Below are 21,053 nucleotides of genomic sequence, written 5' to 3'. Positions count from 1 at the left end.
CTATTTGAGCAACCTTTTTTGATTTAAAGATTTTGCAAATATCCATTTAAATCCCAAACCTATTTCAGTATAAGTAAATCCAGCAGCAGTACTGGAAGCAATATTGCTTTTTAAGCCGTACAAATGTAAGTTTAAACGAGAACTGAATTTATAACCTAGTTTACCTTGTAATCTATACGTAAGTTGATTTTTATTATCTTCTATAAATTGTGTGCCTCCAGCGGCAATGAAATGATAAAAGGTTCCTTTTGATTCTATTGTTTTATTGTCTCTAATTATATCTGCAAAGATTTCATACGCATTAAATTTGGATGGACTAAAATAAAACAACGGTTTTTGATGGCTAAAATCTATGAATTGGTAATTAACCCCTGTTTTAATTATTGGTTTTGATAGTAGAGTATAATATACTGATGTAAATAAAAGATTTCGGTTATTGTCATCGCTTTGTTGAGTCCTAAAATACTGTATAAAACCACCTAAATTAAAATTAGTTGCAATATTATAATTAATATATAAATGGTTATTTATAATTTTTCTATTGAGCAATTCCGTATTAAAATTTTGAATTTCACGCAAATAACCGCCTTCCACTTCTTGAAGTTTAAACGGTTTAGCTTTTACCGAAACTTGTGCTAAAAATTGATTGTAATCTTCTGAAAATGAATTTACAGTTGTTAATCCTCCTAAAAACGTTAAAGTTAATTTAGAAAATAATTCATAATTAACACCTGCAATAAAATCATTAGATTTAGCCAATTGATCACTAATCGTATTTCTAGTTTTTCTATACGTATATTTACCTATCAAAGAAGTTTTTAAATTAATAGGATAAGTAACGGTCGTAGAAGAAGAAACGGCACTATTTTTATTATTATCAAACGAATAACTAATCTTTTCTTCAATAAATGGGCTGAATTTTTCATTTAATTTGTTTAACAAACCATTAGCATCCTTTTGTCCTTCAAAAATAGTTAATGTCTTATTTACAGCGTTGTATGCGTCTTTAATTTGATCATTTGCATAATACGCATTTGCAATTCCTAAATTCCCATCAAAAGAAATCGAATCTTTTGCTAAAAGATTTTTGTATTCTGTAATTGCTTCCAAAAAATCATTTTTATAAATGTTTAACATTGCCTGAAGAGCTATACTCTGTGAACTATTTCGTGTTTTTATATTAAAGTCCTTAATTTCATTTTGGGCTTTTGTAAATTTCTTGTTCCAAATTAATGTTTGAATATATCTTTCTGTAGTTTGATTAACGATCGTCTTGTCCAATGATTGGTTTAATTTTACTTTAGCCATCAAAGCATAACGTAACCCTTTTTTTTCCTTATCATCTAAATGATTTGCTAAGGCTAACCCATTAAGAGATACTATTGAATCATTGAGTGTTTTATTTAATTTAGAATAGGTTCTTTTTGCATTAGTATAATCTTTCTTTATCAATAATAAATTGGCTTTATTAAGAATTGTTTCTGTGTCATCAGGAGTATCTATTAAATTCTCATCTAATAATTTCAAAGCCTCCTCTATTAAATTTTTTTTTGACAATTGGTCTGCATATCCTAATCGTATGTATTTTCTAGAAATAAGTGCATTGGGGTTGTTTTTTGATAGTTCTAATGCTTGATTTACATAGGATAGTGCTTTTTCATATTCACGCAAATTAGAAAGACAATTTGCATATCCTAAAACCGCTGGAAAACTTTTTGAATCTAAAGCTATTAAATTTTCGTAGTATGTTTTTCCCTCTATGAATTGATTATTCCAGAGCATTGATTCAGCATAATTTAACTTAATTTCAAAATCATTAGGGTAGTCATCAAGTAATTTTTTAAACAAAACAATGGCTTCTTCTGGTTTTTTATTCAACCCTATAGCCCTTGCATAACATAAGCGAGCCGTTTTATTTTGAGGATAATCTTGAAGTATGTTTTTAAAAAAGAGTGCTGCTTTTTCAAATTCTCCCGTTTCAAGATAATTAAAACCCGATACCATTTCTTGAGAAAAACAATTACAGGTAAAAATTAAAATACTGATATACTTTATAACATTTAGCATGGATAGAATGTATTATATGACTAAGTTAATCATAATTCATCGTATTTTAAACTAAAGGAAAACGTTATTCGTCGAAAAAGAGTTCTTTTATTTTTTTCTATTTAGAAATTTGTATGAGAACCAGAGTATTAACTTTAAAACCATTAGTTATGTCACTTAAAATAACTTGTAATTCAGAAATTTATGAAATAAATGGAAATATGGGAGCACAAAATATAAACTCTGTCGTTAATTATTTCCATTCATTAATAAATACCCATCCTAAAAGAATTCAAATTTTATTTGAAAAAGATCAAGAAATTGATCGAATATGTGTAAGGGCTTTGTATTTATTATACAAAAAGGCTGTTTCGGAACATGTTGTTTTTCAGATATTTTCGAAAAGTAAAAAAATCGAAAAAATGTTTAAAGATGAAAAAATTAATCATATTTTAAGAAAAGTAAACCTGTGAAATCATACATAATGAGGGTATTATCCTTAAATAAATCCATTTTCTCATCACTCACATTAAGTAAGGACAGGTACTTTATGTTTGTGATGCTGATTGTAAATTTAGGAAACTACTTATACAACTTGGTTTTGGGAAGAATTTTGGGGCCTCAAATTTTTGCTGATACAGCCATTTTAATTACGCTTTTATTAGTTCTATCATTTTTAGGTATGACTTTTCAAATAGCTACAACTAAGTTTACGGTTACCTTACAAGAAGACGAACGCAAAACGTTGATTGTATTTTTTAATAAAATTGCAATTGCTTTAGGACTTATAATAGGTTCTGTGTTTTTCCTTTTTTCAGAAAATTTTCAGAAAATATTTCAGACTCAAACCAATACAATGTTTGCAATCTTTGGTTGTGCCATTCCATTTTATTTTTTAATGAGTATAAAGCGCGGAATAGAACAAGGTAAAAGTTATTTTTATAATCTATCGAAATCCTATTTGTATGAAATGTTAAGTAGGTTAATCGTTACTTATGTATTGCTATTTGTATTTCCAAAATCAGCTGTATCCAACATGGTGGCATCAGGTATTTTCATATCCATAATTTGTGGTTTATTTCCTTACAAAAAAATTGAATTACAAAATTATTTTCACAACACTAAAACCTCCAATTGGATTAAGGAAGTAAGGTTGTTTTTTTTAATAACCGCTTTTTATGAATTTACTCAAATTATTATTAATAATAGTGACATTATTTTGGTTAAACATTATTTCCCAAATTATGAAGCTGGTTTATATTCATCTATTGCTCTAATAGGAAGAGTCATTTATTTTGTTTCTTGGATGTTTATAATGTTATTATTACCCAAGGTTATATTATTAAAAAAACAAGGAGAAGAAACAAAGAGCATATTGTTTAATTATGTTTTTTATATCGTTGTATTATCATTTGTTATAATCGTTTTTTCGGCTCTTTTTTCAAAAGAAATTTTATTAATAATGTTTGGTCAAAAATATTTAGTAATCGCTTCCATTCTGTGGAAATATGCTTTAGCAACTACAATTTTTGTTATTGCCAACCTTTTAACCTATTACTATCTATCTATCAATAATTATACACCTGTTTTTATTTCAGCCCTTTTTGGATGTATTCAAGTAGTATTAATTACCCTTTACCATGAATCTTTAAATCAGGTTGTTCATGTTCAGATTCTTACCATGCTTTTTTTACTTTTGTTTCAGGTAATTTATTCCTTAGTTCATGTTAGATTTAAAACCATTAAAATAAGTAATCTGTAGATATACCCAAACAACTATAAACTAAAGTAAAACAAACTATGAAACTAGCAGTTATAACATCATTTCCTCCTAGCAAGGTTACGCTTAACGAATATGGATATCATCTAGTAAAAAATTTTGTTCAAAAAGATGAAGTTTCTGAACTAATTTTAATGTGTGACAAAACACCAGAGAACAAACAACTTGATTTTGAAAATAGTCAAAAAATTCAAGTAAATGAATGTTGGTCCTTTAATAGTTACAAAATTATTTTTACTATTTGTAAAGCTGTCATAAACACTAAACCTGATGCTGTTTTGTTTAACTTGCAATTTGTAAAGTTTGGCGATAAAAAAATACCCGCTGCATTAGGCCTTTTATTACCCTTTATTTTACGGTTATTAGGATTTAAAACCATGGTTCTAATGCACAATATACTTGAACAAGTTGACTTAAATACTGCTGGTTTCACAAAAAATAAATTAATGCAAAATATTTATAATGGCATAGGAACTAGTCTAACTTATTTTATCTTAAAAGCCAATAAAGTTTCTGTTACCATAAGTAAATATGTTGAAATTTTAAAATTAAAATATAAAGTAAACAACGTGGTTTTAATTCCCCATGGTTCTTTTGAAACAGTTTCTCAACCCAATTTTGATTTACCTGCGGGTCCCAAAAAAGTAATGGCATTTGGAAAATTTGGAACGTATAAAAAAGTAGAAATTTTAATTGACGCGGTACAAGAAATTAGAAAACAATATACGGATCCTATAGAAATAGTGATTGCTGGTACTGATAGTCCAAATACTCTAGGATATCTAGAAGGTGTTCAAAAAAAATATACGAACGTAGACGGATTATTTTTTACGGGATATGTTGAAGAAAAAGATGTAGAAAAAATTTTTACAGAAAGTACTGTAGTGGTCTTTCCATATACCTCTACTACTGGTAGTTCTGGAGTACTTCATCAAGCAGGAAGTTATGGAAAAGCGGTTGTAATGCCTAATCTAGGCGATTTGGCTCTACTTGTAGAAGAAGAAGGATATAAAGGAGAGTTTTTTGATTCAGAATCTGTTGAATCTTTAGCCGCAGCCATTCATAAAATTTTACAAAATGATAATTATAGAAGAGAATTAGCATATAATAATTATACAGTAGCTAGTGCTTTAACAATGAATAAAATAGCTGATCAATATCTATATGAAATTAATCAATTAATACATGGTAATAACGCTTTAATATAAGGTTTTTAGAACTCATTATGTACCCCAGATTACGCATTAAATTTAGTACAGATAAAAATGACTTCGAATCTAAAAAGGATCCCTTTTTTTGTTCTCAAAGATAGATAGGAAAACTACAACTGTGGTAAAAAATTTCTGTTCCTTTTTAACTTCTTTGCCCTTTTTCATCTTCATCACAAAGGCTAACGCATAATCTGGGTTTAATCAGGTATTATCCCAAATGCTAAAATAAGATAGAAGTTTTTATATCTATTATTTGAGAGATTCGGAAATTTTAATTTAAATAAATATGAGCGAAAATAAACTGACAAAACAAATCCACCTAGCTTTATTTTTAATAAATTTCAAAAAATATTAATGTGATATAAATAAAAAAGCTGGTTTCTTATTTCCATTCTTATCAAGAAAACCAAAGTTTTTTTGTTTGTTTTTTATCCAAAATTTATTTCCAAAAATGTTGTCTGGCACAGTAGGAAAATCATAAAGAGTCCAAGAGACGAATGAAATATCATGATTTTTAAAATATTCTTGCATTACTTTATGATATACTGCTTGATTTTTTTTAGAATTTCCAAACCAGTTCCAGAAGTTTTTATTTGAAGATAACCCAAATTCCCCCACTATCACGGGTTTTTTGGTTGTTTTTACTAGTTCATTATAAACTTTTAAAAAGTCATTAGTTTCTTCATAATAATGAAAAGAAATAAAATCTACTTTATCTTTAAGTATTTCTGCTGATTCTTTATTAGAATAGCCAATTGTTATCAAATGTTTTCGATCTATCTCTTTGATATAATCAATCATATTTTCGAGCCAAGGAATGACATTTTGTTTTTTTCTTCTTTCAAAATCCAAATTAGGCTCATTCTTTATATCCCAAGCTAAGATATTATCTAATTCACTACAAGCAGTTATTATTTTTTCGGCATGACGGTGTGTTAGTGTCCAACTTTCAATAGAATAATCACTATAAAAATCAAATAAAGTAACAATAACAAATAAATTGTTGTCCTTGGCAATTTTTATAGTTTGAATTAATTTTTGTAGTCTATCTTTTTTAATTTCTGCTTTTCCAAAATCTTCATACGGAACAAAAATTCTGATTGTATTTAAGTTCGCTTTTTTAATAATTTTAAAATCTTTTTTGATCACTGTAGAATCATATTTTTTTCCGTACACATCCCACGGTGAATCTTTAGGATAATAATTTATCCCTTTTATTTTAAAAGGAATTCCTGATTTGTGAATTTTTTGATTTTGAATAGTAAAAATTCCTGGTTCTTTTAGGCTTTTCTTTTCTGGTTCTTTTGTCATTTTCACAATATGTCGTACGCGCCAATAGCCATCCTCTAATAGTAAAATTACCTTATATAAGGAGGTGTCTTTAACAGAAGCAATAAATTTTTTGTTTTGGTAAACATTTTGAAACTCCACAACATTTTTATCTGTTATGACAACTTGCTGCCCATCTTCACTATAGAATTCTAATTTTAAAGTATGTTTTAAAGTAGTGTTATCTACGGTAATTTTTTGTTTTTTATTCTGATTTACTACTTTAAGTAATTGATTATAGCTATTTTGAGTAAAATAATCTGCTAAACCTGAGTATCTGTTTTTATTTAGCGCATTATTTCTAATATACCATGAAAATAAATACTGTTTTTCTATGGTTTTTAATGTTTGAGGTTCTATTTCTCTACCCTCATTTTTGCTTTTTTCCCATTCAATTTTTGGAAGATACGTGTTTATAGGTTCTTTATCTAAATGTAGTATCGTAGCTCTATCTGCGCCAGAATTCATAAAAGCAATGATAGAACTTAGTCCGTATACCAGTAATAAATTGATCAAAATAAAAGAGCTTATTAAAATGAAACGATAACTGTTTTTGTTATTTATTATTGTCATATAAGATTTTTTGTGTTTTTATAGTCTTTCCCAAAACTGATATTTCAAATGAATACTCACTTGCTTTAAATTCTTCTTCTGGAAAATTGAAATGCGCAATACCTTTAAAGGTATTTTCTTTAATTTCTGCAATACATTTATTCTTTTTATACACTTTAGTAACAACCGCTATTCCATCTGGTACTATTTGGTTCATATAACTTTTTATAGGTCCTATTTTTAAATACCTATTATTCATAAAATGATATGGAATTTTAGTCGTAACCTCTTTATAATTTATACTTATAACATTGCTCTCTGCCATACCATTTACAAATGCTTTTATTGTATATTTTTCTTTATGATCAGGATGCAAAATTTGTGCATTGGCTACACCTTCTAAAGTAGTACCTTGGGTAGTTAACTGACTTCCTTTTGAATTTGTTATTAAAAAATTAACTTGGGTTGCGTCACTTATAATATTTCCAAACTTATCTTTTATCGTATTAGTAAATAACTTAGTTATCTGATTTCCATCGGCAAATAAATGTGGTCTGGTATAATCAATACTAAAATTAGTTGGAATATTTGGATAAATTAAAGCCTCAAATTCTTTTGTAGCGGAAGTCTTAACTACAGCAGATAAAAATATTTTACCTGATTTTGTTGGTGCAAATATATTTTTCCAAGTAATCAAATTTTTTGTCAAAATTATATTACTCTGAATGTTATCAAAAAAATGCTCTTTGTAATCTACAATTGTATTAGTGGGCATAGGGTTATCATAAATATCTGAAGGTATCGTAACAAACATTACAAAATGAGGCGGTCCAGCCAAAGTACTTGGAGGGCCCAAATAAGCTTCTAAAGGTTTTCGGGAAATGAAAGTAGGACAAATTTCTGTGCTTCCTTTTAGTACAATTGTTTCTTTGTGTATAAGAAACCATGAAATAGTTCCCGTTTTTTTTGTATAAATTGGAGGTATTTCAAAAGTAAGTAAATGGCCTTTTCTTTTTCCTGACACAATTGTTTTACCGTATGAATGGTTAATAAAAAGTAAACTGTTATCAGGTGCTATAAATTGAAACGAAATATTCTTTCCTGCTTCACTTTTAAATATCCGATTCAGTAGTTTATAATTTTTAGACGTATTGTAATTGTACAGACTCGTAAACCCACAAAACAGGATAAAACCAATTGTAATAAGTATGAATGCTTTTTGTTTCATAACCTTGGATTACCAATAAAATTATTAAAATTTATTTTAATAAATGAAAATCCCTTTCCTTCTATTTCTTGTAATTGATTTAATTCGTTTCCGTTATTTTTTTCAAAAACAGATCGGGCGATTGACTCATTTGAAATACCATTTATAAAGCAATTTTTAATACTTGAATTAATAATTTTTAAATTATTCAAATCCAATAATGTATAATCAAAATCTTGTTTTCTTTGAATTCGTATCCCTTCATTTATAAAATAATGATCTACATAAATCAATTCTTTTTTAGTATTATAATAGGATACAATTAATTCAGATATTGTTACTTCTTGTGTTCCAAAATTAAAAAGGCTTCCTTTTAATTTACCTTCTTTAAAATTTAATTCATTTAAAGATACAGAATTGTATAAATCAGTCGTTACTACATTCCCTTCTCCATGTAAGTTAAAACGAACTGGTTTTGATTTAAAAAATTTCGGTGAAAACTCATCAGGATTAAAATTCGTAGGTTTTATATCACTATTTTTTAACCAAGCAATCTCTTCAAATTCTATCTTAAAAGGAGTTGTTTCTTTGGGATTTAATTTATGTTTTATCGTGTATTTCGAATTAAAAGAGGCTACCATTGTATTATCACGATCATACAAATCTGCTTTTAAAATAACATCGGCTGGAACGTTATCAATGTTTTGAAGTGTTCCAATAATTTCAAATCTATTATTCTTTTCTACAAGTGAAGCTGAAATAATTTCTAAATCAGGTTGTCTCAATACATCTTCGTGATATGTTTGTTGGGTTGTAATTCTTCTTCTTCCTTGTTTATAAAATTCCGTTTGGTTATTACTTAAGAGTTCATCAGGAGGAATATCTATATCTTTTTTTTCAGGTATTATATACCATTTCCCATTTTTTTTGTTTACAAAATGTGTAAATGTCTTATAGATCATTTTTAATGGAGTAACCCATTTTGTATCTGCAATAACTTTTGCATTTTTAGATCCAATGAATACTATTTTAACAGCAATAGAATCCAGTTTTGCATACGAATTTATGATTCCGTCTCTTACAGAAATTTCAAGCATAAATTGCGAAAAAGGATACTCTTTTATAGGAAGTGTTAATTTATAGGCTCCTCTAAAGTCTTTATGATCTAAATCATTATAGTAAGATTTCACTACATTTTCAGGGGTAAGCTGTTTATCTACATCTCTATAAAATAAATATAAGCTAACTATAACAATACAAAAAAGTAAAATTCCCCAATAATGTAGTACTTTAATTAGTTTTTGATTAAATGTATTATAAGATAATCCATGTTCTTTAAAATTTGTAAGGTTTTTATTATTGGTTTTTAATGCTTGTACCCAAATCATCTGTATGTTAAGTACAAAGGCAATAATAATAGTAAAAAGGGGAATAATACCCCACATTAATTTTAAATAATTTGGGATATCGTCCTTGGGTAAAATTTTTGACAAAGGCTTTACACTAATTTTTTCCCAAACCATAATACCGTTTTCTAACAAACCTATCCTATGCCAACCACAGTAATAAAGGATAGGATCATAGAATTTGTCATTTGAAAAAATGTATTTCAAATTATATTTTTCTGGAACCGTAAGAAATTGTTGTAAAGAGCCTATCCCCTCCAACCCTCTGAATTTACAATTTTCTAGGCGTTCCACGGCTCTAGAAGTTAGTTCTGGAAGTCGTCTTGCTGAATGATAATTCCCATCTACTGTCATAGCTTTTGTTAGAGTAGATAAATAAGCCATTTGATCACCAAAACCTAAGGGTAAAAAACGCCATTGGTCGTGTTGATCCTGATTTAAAAAATTAACAATGGGCTGCATGTCAATCTTTTTGGGTTGTAAGGGTCTACAATAAGTTAACGTAATGGTAAAAATGGCTAAGAATATCATTCCTCCAGCATATAATCCTATTATAAATTTATGATATATACTCCCGTATTTGTTTTGTATGGCTTTTTTTAAATCCCCTTCAATTAATCTGTACACAAATTCACCAAACATAGGTAAAGACATAATACTTGCCCAAAATGTAAAACGGTCTAATGTTAAAATATTAAACGCATTAGAACCTAAAATTTTAATTGGCAATGGAGTAGTGCCTCCTGTTCCTAATAAAGTTAGCATAGCTAAGGATAAACCGAAGAAAATATAACGCTTTGAATAAAATCTATAAAAAACATAAGGCAATACAAATAGTAATATCCCCCAAGGAATTACAAAAAACACTAATCCTGATGAAGTTACTTCAATAAAATTATCCCTACTCCCGTGAGGAATTGGAACTTGAGTTATAGGATTTTTTTTAGAATTGATCCAATAAGGTAAAATACAAACAACAATTAGAACAATAACACTAAAACCAAATACAATAATTCTTTTTAAAAGTTTAACTAATGTTTTAAGAAAAAGCTGAATTTTAACTTCTTCGAACGAATGGGTTGATTCACGTGCTTTATCAATAATAGCCATACCTATTAAAGGGGCAATAAAAAAAACCATTCCAAATATAGGAGTGACATGATGAGAACAAACCGTTACAGCAAGCAATGATAAAGCATTAAAATAATGCTTGATATATCCTTTTCTGATAAATAAATAAATTTCAGGTAAGGAATGCATTAAAATTGAAATGCCAATTATGCTGGGTAGTTGACCAAAAATATGCAGAGCTTCTACAAACGAAGAAGAAACTACTGTAATTATTGACGCATATCCAGCTACCAACCTATCATTAGAAAGAAGTAAAGAAAATCTATAAATACCTGTAAGAAATAATATTACTCCTATAATAGCAATTAAGAATAAACTAAATTTTACCCCTGCTACATAAGAAAGTAACCCTATACACTGGTGTACCAATGGAGGATAACTCATTACGTTAAAACCTGTATACCAACTGTAATCCCAAGGTTCAAACCAATTTTGAGCATAATGATTACCAAAAAAAAGATGAATTAGTGCATCATACGTATTTTCTAAGGTAAAAAATATCGCGCTACCATGAAAAATGACCCCAATTAATAGAGCTGAAATAAGATATTTATTTGACGGTTCTCTCACATTGTTAGTAATAAAACTTATATTGTAAATGTAATTGCAAAAATTATTTTTTAGAAATATTGCATCGTTATAAATTAACCATTCGTCGAAACAAATATTTGTGTTTGTCTAAAATACTAAAAAGGAAGATTGATTGAACTTAATTTAGTACTATAATAAACTAAAAACGTAAAAATGAAAAAAATATTAACTATTGATGATCAACAACTCGTATTATTGTCTTTAGAAATGTATTTAACAGATTTAGGATTTGAGGTTCATACTTGTAACAACGTACACGATGCTATTCAATTATACGATCAAATTGAACCCGATTTAGTTATAGTTGATATGAATATGCCTGTATTACCTTCTTCTATCTCTAATACATCTAAAGAAGATATTGATAATAATGCGCATGGTCTTAAAATAGTTAAGTATATAAAAATTGGAAGAAAAAAAAACACACCTGTTATCGTTTTGTCTGGCAATACACAAGAAAATGTCATATTAGAAGGTTTTGATTTAGGTGCTGATGATTATCTAAAAAAACCATTGAGTCTGAACGAAATAGGTGCACGTGTAAAAAAAATACTGGGAACTCCTAAAGTAGTAGAAAATGTAGATCATAACAATCAATTTTTACAAGAAAAAACCGTAGGTGTTGTTATTCCTTGCTATAATGAAGAAAAAAGATTACTTAGTACTGATTTTAAAAACTTTATCAAAACAAATTTAGGCTATCATCTCTGTTTTGTAAATGATGGAAGTACGGATAGTACCCTAAAAGTTTTAAACGAATTATGCGAAGGTAGTCAAAATAATATGAGCGTTTATAACTGCGAGAAAAATGGAGGCAAAGCAGAAGCCGTTCGTTTAGGAATATTACACCTAACATCACTCAACCAATTTGATTACATAGGTTTTTTAGATGCTGATTTATCTACAGATTTTGCAGATTTTCAAAAATTAGTTGATACTATAAAAGGATCAGAATATAAAATTGTTAGTGGTTCTAGAATAGATAGAATGGGAGCAGAAATTACGAAAGAATCTGCTAGAAAAATTATTTCAATGACTATAAATTTTATTATCAGAAAAACACTCGGAATGGATTTTAGAGATACCCAATGCGGAGCAAAAGTGATGAATCAAGAAATAATTGAGAAAACATTTCAAAAAAAATTCATTACCAAATGGCTGTTTGACGTAGAAATATTCATGAGAATGAGAAAAATTTATGGAGCTGAAAATGCTAAAAAAGTCATTTGTGAAGTCCCCTTAAAAAGATGGATTCATGTAGATGGGTCAAAATTATCTTTTAAGGATTCTTTTAAAATAGTTTTTCAATTAGGCAAAATAGCCTTTTATTATAGATTATTCCCCAATAATTATAGTGAAATTTAAAAATTGAATGTTAGATTGATTTTGAATGTTTTTAGAAATTTGTTTGTTTACTGTTATGTAAGTTTTTGTCTTGTCCTAAAAATAGATTTATGTTTTCATATAAATCTATTAGGACGAGACAAATCTTTAATTTACTTCATTTTTTATTCTATCTATCAAACAAATAGCAAGTTTTATATTATTCCACATATAACACTAGACCTTTTAAATAGTGTCCTTCAGGATGATAAATATTAGTTGGATGATCCGGTCCTTGCTCTAATTTGTGCAAAACTCGAATGGTTCTGCCGGATTCTATAGCAGCAGCAGCTATAGTGTTATAAAACAACACGTCATCTATCACTTGCGAACATGAAAACGTAAAAAGAATTCCTTTAGGAGCTAGCGCTTTTAATCCTGCTATATTCAAACGTTTATAAGCTTGAGTTGCGGTATGTTTGCTTTTTATACTTTTTGCAAAAGCAGGAGGATCTAATACAATTAGATCATATACTTGATGATTTTCTTTCATAAAGTTAAACACATCATCTGCCACAGCTTGGTGATTAGCGTTAGGAAAATTTAATTCCATATTTTTGGCTGCTAAATCAACTGCTTTTTGTGAAATATCAACCGATGTTACTAACTCAGCACCTGCTTTCATAGCATAAATTGAAAAACCTCCTGTATAACAAAACGTATTTAATACTTTTTTTCCTTTTGAAAATTCAGCTAATAATTTTCTATTATCCCGTTGATCTAAAAAGAAACCTGTTTTTTGTCCTTCAACCCAGTTGACTGAAAAAAGAATATGGTTTTCTTTTGCTATTGTTTCTGCTGTATTACCATATAAAAAATAGTCTGTTCCTGTATTGGGAAGCGTTCCAGTACTTTTACAATAAATTGTTTCACAATGCGCTGAAAAAGCGGATTGAATAGCTTGTGCTATTTTTTCTATTTGATAATAAATACCTGATGAATGAGCTTGTAAAACCCAATGATTATTATAAAAATCAATGACTAAACCAGGTATACCATCTCCTTCTCCATGAATAACACGAAAAGCGTTGGTAGCTTCTAAATCTAACAATCGCGTCCTTAAATTCCAAGCAGAAATAAGTTTTTGAGTCCAAAAATCATTAGTAAATTTTTCTTGAGCAAACGTAAGTAAACGGACAACTATACTACCTCTGTCACTAAAATAGCCCGTACCAAGAGGTTGATTTTTAGCATCTACCACTTCTACCATTTCACCATCTTTTATTTCTTGTGACACTCCGTAGACAGCTCCACTAAATATCCATGGATGACGACGCAAAATAGATTTTTCTTTTCCTTGTTTTAAAATTACTTTTGGAAAATTCATGATTCGTTTTTTTTGCAAATGTAACTATAAAAAAAGAGACCGAACAAATTCGGTCTCTCAATATAATTCTTAACGAATGCTTATTTTTTAGCAAACTTTTTTGCTAATGTTTTTTGTCCGTCATTGATTTCAATCACATACATACCTGCTGCTAAATCGGAAACATTAATTTCTTGATTTAATGTACCTGATTTCAAAGGTTGTCCCATTAGATTATAAATCTGATATGAAACCGTTCTATCATCTAATGTTCTTATATTTAATAATCCATTTGATGGATTTGGATAAATTTCCATATTATAGTTATTTGCTTCATCTGAAATTTCTGTACCAAAAGTAATACCTGCAATTGCCGCAGCTCCTACATTTACTGTATAATCTTCAACCTCTCCATAAGAAAATGTTTCACAAGCGGTAGAAGCAGATCCGTATTTCATCTGAACTCTCATTCTGGTTTGCCCAGCTAAAGCTGTTGTAGGAACAGTAAAAGTACCTGTTAAATTTCCTGAACTAGAAGAAGAACCTGTTGCCACTTTTTCTGTTGATTCAAATGTGCCATTTTTATTATAATCAATCCATACTGACCAATATTCAGTATATGAATTACCTGCAAAACCAGCACTAAAAGTAATAGTATTTGATCCGTAAGGTAGAGGTGCTATTTTAGAGGTAAAGTTTCCATACCCTGCATCAGCAGTTGTTGTATTAGTCATACCATTTAATGCTACATAATCAATCCATTCATCTGCTTGACTAGATCCTTTAGATGCACAATAAGTAATAGAAGAACCCGCAGAAGTAGTTACTAAAACTGCATTACTTGCTACTGATAAATTACCTGCTGCGTCTTTTGCTTTTACAGTAAAATTATAAGTAGTAGAAGCCGTTAGTCCTGATACTGTAGCACTAGTAGTAGAAGAAGATGCTAAAAGAGTTGTTCCGTTATAAATATTGTATCCTGTAACTCCTACATTATCGGTAGAAGCTGTCCATGATAAAGTAGTCGAGGTAGAGGTTGTACCCGAAGCTACTAAATTAGTTGGAGTCGTTGGAGCAGTCGTATCAGAAGTACCTCCTGAATAAGCAGCACCTATTCCTACAGCATACCAAGCGTTAGTAGTAGCAATAACTTCTGGAGATCCTGCACCATATAAATCAGTAGCTGCTTGAATAGCACCTGTTCTTGCATTTGCATAAGTAGAATTAGCTGATAGATACACGCTTTCTGTACGGAAAGCAATTTTTTCTGCTTTAGTAATTGTTATGCCTGTTATATTAAAAGCATTCCCTATATCATTAGTACCTGATCCACCAACAGATAGTAAGTAAAACCAATAATTTAATACTCCTGAGTTAGTATGTACCCCTCCAGAATCACCTGTTCCAGAATACCAATTAGTTCCTTTATAAGTATCAGGCTGTCCTTCTGCATTAGGGTTACTCATAGATCGTAAAGCAAGATGACCTGCTCTTCTTTCAATATCTTCACCAATTAACCAAATTTGTTTGTTTGCTTGTGCATAATTTTCAATACATGCGCCCCAAATATCAGAAAATCCTTCATTCATAGCACCTGATTCGTTTTGATATACAAGATTTGCGGTTTTTGTACAAATAGCGTGGCCAATTTCGTGAGCACATACATCTAACGACGTTAGAGCATCAAAATAAGTACCACTACCATCGCCATAAGTCATTCTAGTACCATCCCAATACGCATTATCATAATTATTACTATAGTGTACATAACTATTTATTTTTGCCCCTGCATTATCAAAACTATTTCTGTTATGAATATTTTTCCAATAATCATACGTTTTTTCTGCTCCCCAATGAGCATCTAAAGCCGCATTATCTTTATTTGTGTTATTATATTCTGCAGCTGTCCAATTATTATCAGCATCGGTAAAATTTACAGCTGAGGCATAAGAAGTCCCTTTTTTCATGTTATAGGTTTGAATCCCGTTTCCTCTTCCTGTTTCAGATAATATATAGGATGATCCGCTTAAGGATGTTTCAATCGTTTGAGAACCGCTATAACGAGTTGCAGCATTAGCTGCTACAAAAGCCATAGAATTTGTTTTAAACATATCTATATAAGTTCCTTCTGAGGATTTTTTCCCATGAGCGTGTGCTCCTAAATGCTTGATAGTAGCATTATATAATAATATTTGACCATTTTGTGCATCTACATATACATCTCCTCTGCTTAAAGGTTTAGTAGCGTAAATATCAAACTTATACGCTAATTTAATAGTGTTATCAAGAGGTAATAAAACTAACTCTCCTTGAGGTTTGGAATATTTATTAGCATTTGCTTCTGCAAAATCATCCCATAAGAATTCTTGTGCTCCCAAATGAGATATGGCTCTTTGTAATGCTGCATCTGCTTTTATCGACGGATTTACATCTATATCTCCAATATTATAATATTCACCATTCATAGAGTTTACCCTACCGTTTTTAGAATGTACGGAATAGGTTGCAAATTCAACTTTTATTCCTTTGTGGTATAATTGGTATTTCTCATGTGAAAAACCTAAGTTATCTGAATCTGATTTCATTTTAGCAAAATCTTGATTAGGTTTTAATCCAAGTTGTTCTTTAAATAAAGTTTTAACATCTGATGTTTTATAAACTGATGATTCTTTAAATGAAACAAATGACGGTGTTTTATTGTCATTGGTTTCTTTCAGTTTTACGTACTTATTGCTTTCTTGGGCAACAGTTGATAACGTAATCAATGATAAGGCCATCATAGATGCTACGCTGTGTAGTTGTTTTTTCATAGTTAATAGTTTGTTTTGTTGATAAAATATTAATTATAATAATTTCAACAATAATATATTATTTTTTTTAAAATAAAAAATTTAATACACTTTTTTTTATTTTTTATCAATAAAATAACTAAAAAATAACATAAAAAAAGCGATAGGTTATCTATCGCTTTAATAATAAAATTTCATTTTTATCAAAATTTCATTTCAGGTATATCTCCTTCTATAATTAATTCTGCTTCGGTAGACTTAATGATTTCTTGAACCGTTACACCTGGTGCACGTTCTAATAACTTAAATCCTTTAGATGTGATTTCTAATACAGCTAGTTCCGTTACGACTTTCTTTACACATCCTACACCTGTTAAAGGTAAGGTACATTTTTTAAGGATTTTAGATTCACCTGCTTTGTTTACGTGCATCATGGCTACAATAATGTTTTCGGCACTGGCTACTAAATCCATAGCACCTCCCATCCCTTTTACCATTTTTCCTGGAATTTTCCAATTGGCAATATCGCCATTTTCGGAAACTTCCATAGCTCCTAAAATGGTTAGATCAACCTTTTGAGCTCGAATCATCCCAAAACTAAATGCCGAATCGAAGAAACTTGCTCCTGGCAAAGTCGTTATAGTTTGTTTTCCTGCATTGATGATGTCTGCATCTTCCTCTCCTTCAAAAGGAAAAGGTCCCATGCCTAAAACCCCATTTTCAGACTGAAATTCTACAGAAATATCCTCACGTACATAATTAGCCACTAAAGTAGGAATCCCGATTCCAAGATTTACGTAGTAGCCGTTTTTTACTTCTTTTGCTATGCGTTGTGCTATTTGATTTTTATCTAATGCCATATATCATTTGATGATTTGAAAATTTGATGATTCTGAAATTATTTTTTCTTAGATGAAGCTATAATCTTAGAAATAATCAAATTTATGGATTGCAATTTTTTGAATAATTCTTCATTAGGATTTGGATAGAATTCTGATTTTTTACACAACTCTAACCAAAATTGTAACTCATCTGCTTCTTTTGCTGAAATCTTAAACTTATGAATAAAGTCAGCCTTACTTTCAGCATTTTGAGCTTCCCTAATATTTGCTCCTATTGATGTACCACTTCTAAAAATTTGAGATGCCATTTCGAAACGATTTGTTTTTCTAATTTCCTCAGAGAAACTAATTATTTCCAATGCAAATTCAAAAGTTAATTTCACAATTAAATTATCTTTATCGTTTCTCATCTTCAAATTTTCAAATTAAAGAATCAATAAATTACTTTTGACGAACTGTTCGTTGTTCAATACGTTTTTCAAATTTTTCTCCTTGGAAAATGCGGTTAATCATGATCCCAGGAATGTGGATTTCATTAGGATCTAAAGTTCCTGCTGGAACTAATTCTTCCACTTCTGCAATCGTGATTTTTGCAGCACCTGCCATAGGCGCATTAAAGTTTCTTGCGGTTCCTTTAAAAATTAAGTTCCCCGCTTCATCGCCTTTCCATGCTTTTACAATAGAAAAATCAGCTTTGAAAGCGTGTTCCAAAATGTGCATTTTCCCATTAAATTCACGCACCTCTTTACCTTCAGCCACTTCGGTTCCATAACCTGCTGGTGTAAAGAAAGCGGGAATACCTGCTTGTGCGGCACGGCATTTTTCAGCTAAGGTACCTTGGGGGGTCAGTTCTACTTCTAATTCACCTGAAAGCATTTGACGTTCAAATTCAGCATTTTCTCCTACATAAGAAGAAATCATTTTCTTAATTTGACGTTTTTGTAAAAGTAATCCAAGACCAAAATCATCTACCCCTGCATTGTTAGAAATACACGTTAAGTCTTTTACTTCTTTGTTTACTAGTTCTGTAATACTGTTTTCTGGAATTCCACAAAGTCCAAAACCACCAAGCATAATGGTCATCCCATCTTGAATTCCTTCTAAAGCTTCTTGTACATTGTTAACTTTTCTTGATATCATAGTTGTGTTTATAATCCAAATTCGTCTGTATTTTGTTCTTCTGGTTTTACCCTTGTTGAGTCGGTAGCTGTACTATCGGTTTCTCTTCTTGTATGAGTAGGTGCTGAATAGCAATCTACTTTTATTTTTAAATCGTTTGGCTTTTCAAAAGCTTCTTTTGAAACATTTAAAGTGGGATCTGCATAGCATTTTTTCATAAATAGACCCCAAATTGGTAGTGCCATAGTAGCACCTTGACCAGCTGCTAATGTTTTAAAATGGGCTGAACGATCCTCATTACCTACCCAAACTCCTGTTGCTAAATTAGGCACCATACCTATAAACCAACCATCGGATTGATTTTGCGAAGTTCCTGTTTTTCCCGCAATAGGATTTGTAAACATATAAGGATAACCGGTTACTCTGTTGTATTTCCAGCCACCACCTTGTGTACGTAAGCGATCTCCTGAACCTGATTCTGTAACACCTTCTAATAATTTAATGACAGCGTACGAAACATCTTTGCTCAACACATCTTTAGATTCTAACTTAGGTTCAAAAATGACATTCCCGTTTTTATCTTCTATTTTAGAGATTACTTGGGGTTTTAAGTAAATTCCTTGATTGGCAAAAGTACTAAATGCCGCTACCATATCACGTACGGTAATATCAACAGCACCTAAAGCTATTGAAGGTTGTGAAGGTATATCTGTTTCAACGCCTAATTTTCTTAATAAAGCAATTACGGCGTCAGGACCTGTTTTATCAATTAATTTAGCTGATACTGTATTAACTGAGTTTGCCAATGCTCTCTTTAAGGTCATCATTCCTCTATATCTTCTATCGGAATTTCGTGGTTCCCAATCTTCGGTAACATTGTGTTTGCCTTTGCGAATCATGAAAGGACCATCTAAAATAGTGTCACAAGGAGACATTCCTAATTGCTGAATAGCCGTTGCATAAACAAATGGTTTGAATGTAGAACCTACTTGTCGTGCTCCTAGACCTACGTGGTCGTATTGAAAATAACGATAATCTATACCTCCTACCCAAGCTTTTACATGTCCTGTTTGAGGTTCCATAGCCATTAAACCAGGTTGTAAGAAATGTTTATAGTATCGTATTGAATCATAAGGTGTCATAACTGTATCCTTATCTCCTTTCCATGTAAAAACAGTCATTTTTGTTTTAATATGAAAAGACTTTTTTATGTCCTCTTCTTCCATGCCATTTTCAGATAAAATTCTCCAACGCTCGGAATTACGCATCGAACGATCCATTACTTTTTGAATTTCGGTATCTGTTATGTTTACAAATGGAGCTGTTTTATTTTTCTTTTGTTCTATAAAAAATTCTTGCTGTAAATTAGCTAAATGTTCCTTCATAGCTTCTTCGGCATACAACTGCATACGAGAGTCGATGGTGGTATATATTTTTAATCCATCTGAATAAATGTTATAATCAGAACCATCTTCTTTTTTGTTTTCCTCTACCCATTTTTTCATGTAATCGCGAAGGTATTCTCTAAAATAGGTAGCAGTTCCTTCATTATATTTTTCAGGCGAAAAAGTCAATTTAATAGGTCTTGCTTGATAGTTTTGCTTTTGAGTAGTAGTTAAGAAACCATTTTTTTCCATTTGTTTTAACACAACATTACGACGATCGCGTACTTTTTCTTCTCTTTTTAAAGGATTAAATAGAGAAGGATTTTTTAACATTCCAACTAACATGGCTGATTCGTCTACTGTAAGTTGTTTAGGTTCTTTTGCAAAGTATACTTTGGCAGCCGATCGAATTCCCACTGCTGTGTTTACAAAATCTACCTTATTAAGATACATCGCTATAATTTCGTTTTTAGTGTATTGGCGTTCTAAACGAATTGCTATAATCCACTCTTTTGCTTTTTGAATGAGTCCTATGATCTTAAATTTAGAACGCTCTCCATGAAAAAGTAGCTTAGCCAATTGTTGGGTCAGTGTAGATGCTCCACCATCTGTACCTAGCTTTAGTGCTGCACTTAAGGTTCTTTTCCCGTCAATCCCTGAATGTTCATAAAAACGCTCATCTTCTGTAGCTACTAAAGCATTAACCAAATGTTTGGGTAAATCTTCATATTTTACAGGTGTTCTATTTTCATTAAAAAACTTACCAATAACCACACCATCTGATGAAATAATTTCAGTAGCTAGGTTTGACTCTGGATTTTCTAATTCTTCAAAGGATGGCATTGAACCGAATAATCCCCAAGAAGCAAAAAGGAAAAACAAAAAAACGCCTCCAAATGTGTATAGAAAGTATTTCCAAAATTTCTTTACATAAGGATCATAATCTGATTTGCGAGTGTTTAATTTTTGAGCCATA

At 30.3% G+C, this 21,053-nt stretch carries 14 protein-coding genes; 4 read left to right on the top strand and 10 right to left on the bottom strand.

Annotated features, from left to right (window positions below; all coding sequences use genetic code 11):
• Positions 1 to 2,004 carry a tetratricopeptide repeat protein gene (locus HUE53_RS07775; protein ID WP_192188401.1) on the bottom strand — a complete coding sequence of 668 codons (2,004 nt, stop codon included), beginning with the start codon at positions 2,002 to 2,004 and terminating at the stop codon, positions 1 to 3.
• A gap of 212 nt (positions 2,005 to 2,216) precedes the next feature.
• Between HUE53_RS07775 and HUE53_RS07770 the strand changes: the two genes are divergently transcribed.
• The 3 genes from HUE53_RS07770 (at position 2,217) to HUE53_RS07760 (ending at position 5,034) form a co-directional block, all read left to right on the top strand.
• A complete protein-coding gene (locus HUE53_RS07770) occupies positions 2,217 to 2,519 on the top strand; it encodes a hypothetical protein (protein WP_123906712.1) in 303 nt (100 codons plus the stop codon).
• Between the two features lie 128 nt (positions 2,520 to 2,647).
• The gene (locus tag HUE53_RS07765; protein WP_307725305.1) at positions 2,648 to 3,808 is read left to right on the top strand and encodes an MATE family efflux transporter; all 1,161 of its coding nucleotides are present in this window, start codon (positions 2,648 to 2,650) and stop codon (positions 3,806 to 3,808) included.
• A gap of 38 nt (positions 3,809 to 3,846) precedes the next feature.
• Entirely contained in the window at positions 3,847 to 5,034 is a 1,188-nt protein-coding gene (locus HUE53_RS07760) for a glycosyltransferase (protein ID WP_065213881.1), read from the top strand.
• A gap of 354 nt (positions 5,035 to 5,388) precedes the next feature.
• On the opposite strand, the gene HUE53_RS07755 is transcribed toward HUE53_RS07760, so the two are convergent.
• The 3 genes from HUE53_RS07755 to HUE53_RS07745 are packed head-to-tail and all read right to left on the bottom strand — an operon-like array spanning position 5,389 to position 11,232.
• A complete protein-coding gene (locus HUE53_RS07755; RefSeq protein WP_065213882.1) occupies positions 5,389 to 6,939 on the bottom strand; it encodes a glycosyl hydrolase in 1,551 nt (516 codons plus the stop codon).
• Positions 6,923 to 8,146 (bottom strand): hypothetical protein, encoded by a 1,224-nt coding sequence (locus HUE53_RS07750; RefSeq protein ID WP_081279032.1) that lies wholly within the window; start codon positions 8,144 to 8,146, stop codon positions 6,923 to 6,925. Before HUE53_RS07750 ends, HUE53_RS07755 begins: the two co-directional genes overlap by 17 nt.
• Complete coding sequence (locus HUE53_RS07745; RefSeq protein ID WP_065213883.1) at positions 8,143 to 11,232, bottom strand: hypothetical protein; 3,090 nt, start codon at positions 11,230 to 11,232, stop codon at positions 8,143 to 8,145. Before HUE53_RS07745 ends, HUE53_RS07750 begins: the two co-directional genes overlap by 4 nt.
• A gap of 174 nt (positions 11,233 to 11,406) precedes the next feature.
• Here HUE53_RS07745 and HUE53_RS07740 point away from each other — a divergent pair, with 174 nt between their 5' ends.
• The gene (locus HUE53_RS07740; protein ID WP_107317426.1) at positions 11,407 to 12,618 is read left to right on the top strand and encodes a glycosyltransferase; all 1,212 of its coding nucleotides are present in this window, start codon (positions 11,407 to 11,409) and stop codon (positions 12,616 to 12,618) included.
• A gap of 178 nt (positions 12,619 to 12,796) precedes the next feature.
• On the opposite strand, the gene HUE53_RS07735 is transcribed toward HUE53_RS07740, so the two are convergent.
• From HUE53_RS07735 to HUE53_RS07710, 6 genes are all read right to left on the bottom strand, one after another.
• On the bottom strand, positions 12,797 to 13,963 hold the full coding sequence (locus HUE53_RS07735) for a class I SAM-dependent rRNA methyltransferase (protein ID WP_065213885.1): 1,167 nt from the start codon (positions 13,961 to 13,963) through the stop codon (positions 12,797 to 12,799).
• Positions 13,964 to 14,043: 80 nt separating this feature from the next.
• Positions 14,044 to 16,752, bottom strand: coding sequence for a M4 family metallopeptidase (locus tag HUE53_RS07730; protein WP_014165778.1), 2,709 nt, complete (start codon positions 16,750 to 16,752; stop codon positions 14,044 to 14,046).
• Positions 16,753 to 16,934: 182 nt separating this feature from the next.
• On the bottom strand, positions 16,935 to 17,591 hold the full coding sequence (locus tag HUE53_RS07725) for a CoA transferase subunit B (RefSeq protein ID WP_014165779.1): 657 nt from the start codon (positions 17,589 to 17,591) through the stop codon (positions 16,935 to 16,937).
• 38 nt (positions 17,592 to 17,629) lie between these two features.
• Positions 17,630 to 17,983 (bottom strand): four helix bundle protein, encoded by a 354-nt coding sequence (locus HUE53_RS07720; protein WP_014165780.1) that lies wholly within the window; start codon positions 17,981 to 17,983, stop codon positions 17,630 to 17,632.
• 31 nt (positions 17,984 to 18,014) lie between these two features.
• Positions 18,015 to 18,713, bottom strand: coding sequence for a CoA transferase subunit A (locus tag HUE53_RS07715; protein ID WP_014165781.1), 699 nt, complete (start codon positions 18,711 to 18,713; stop codon positions 18,015 to 18,017).
• 8 nt (positions 18,714 to 18,721) lie between these two features.
• Positions 18,722 to 21,052, bottom strand: a complete 2,331-nt coding sequence (locus tag HUE53_RS07710; protein WP_014165782.1) for a penicillin-binding protein 1A — start codon at positions 21,050 to 21,052, stop codon at positions 18,722 to 18,724.
• Position 21,053 lies beyond the last annotated feature (1 nt).

It is taken from the genome of Flavobacterium columnare (assembly GCF_014844295.1).
Lineage (GTDB): Bacteria > Bacteroidota > Bacteroidia > Flavobacteriales > Flavobacteriaceae > Flavobacterium > Flavobacterium columnare.
The sequence above is the reverse complement of the archived record's forward strand: the minus strand, read 5'-3'. Positions and strand labels throughout refer to the sequence as shown.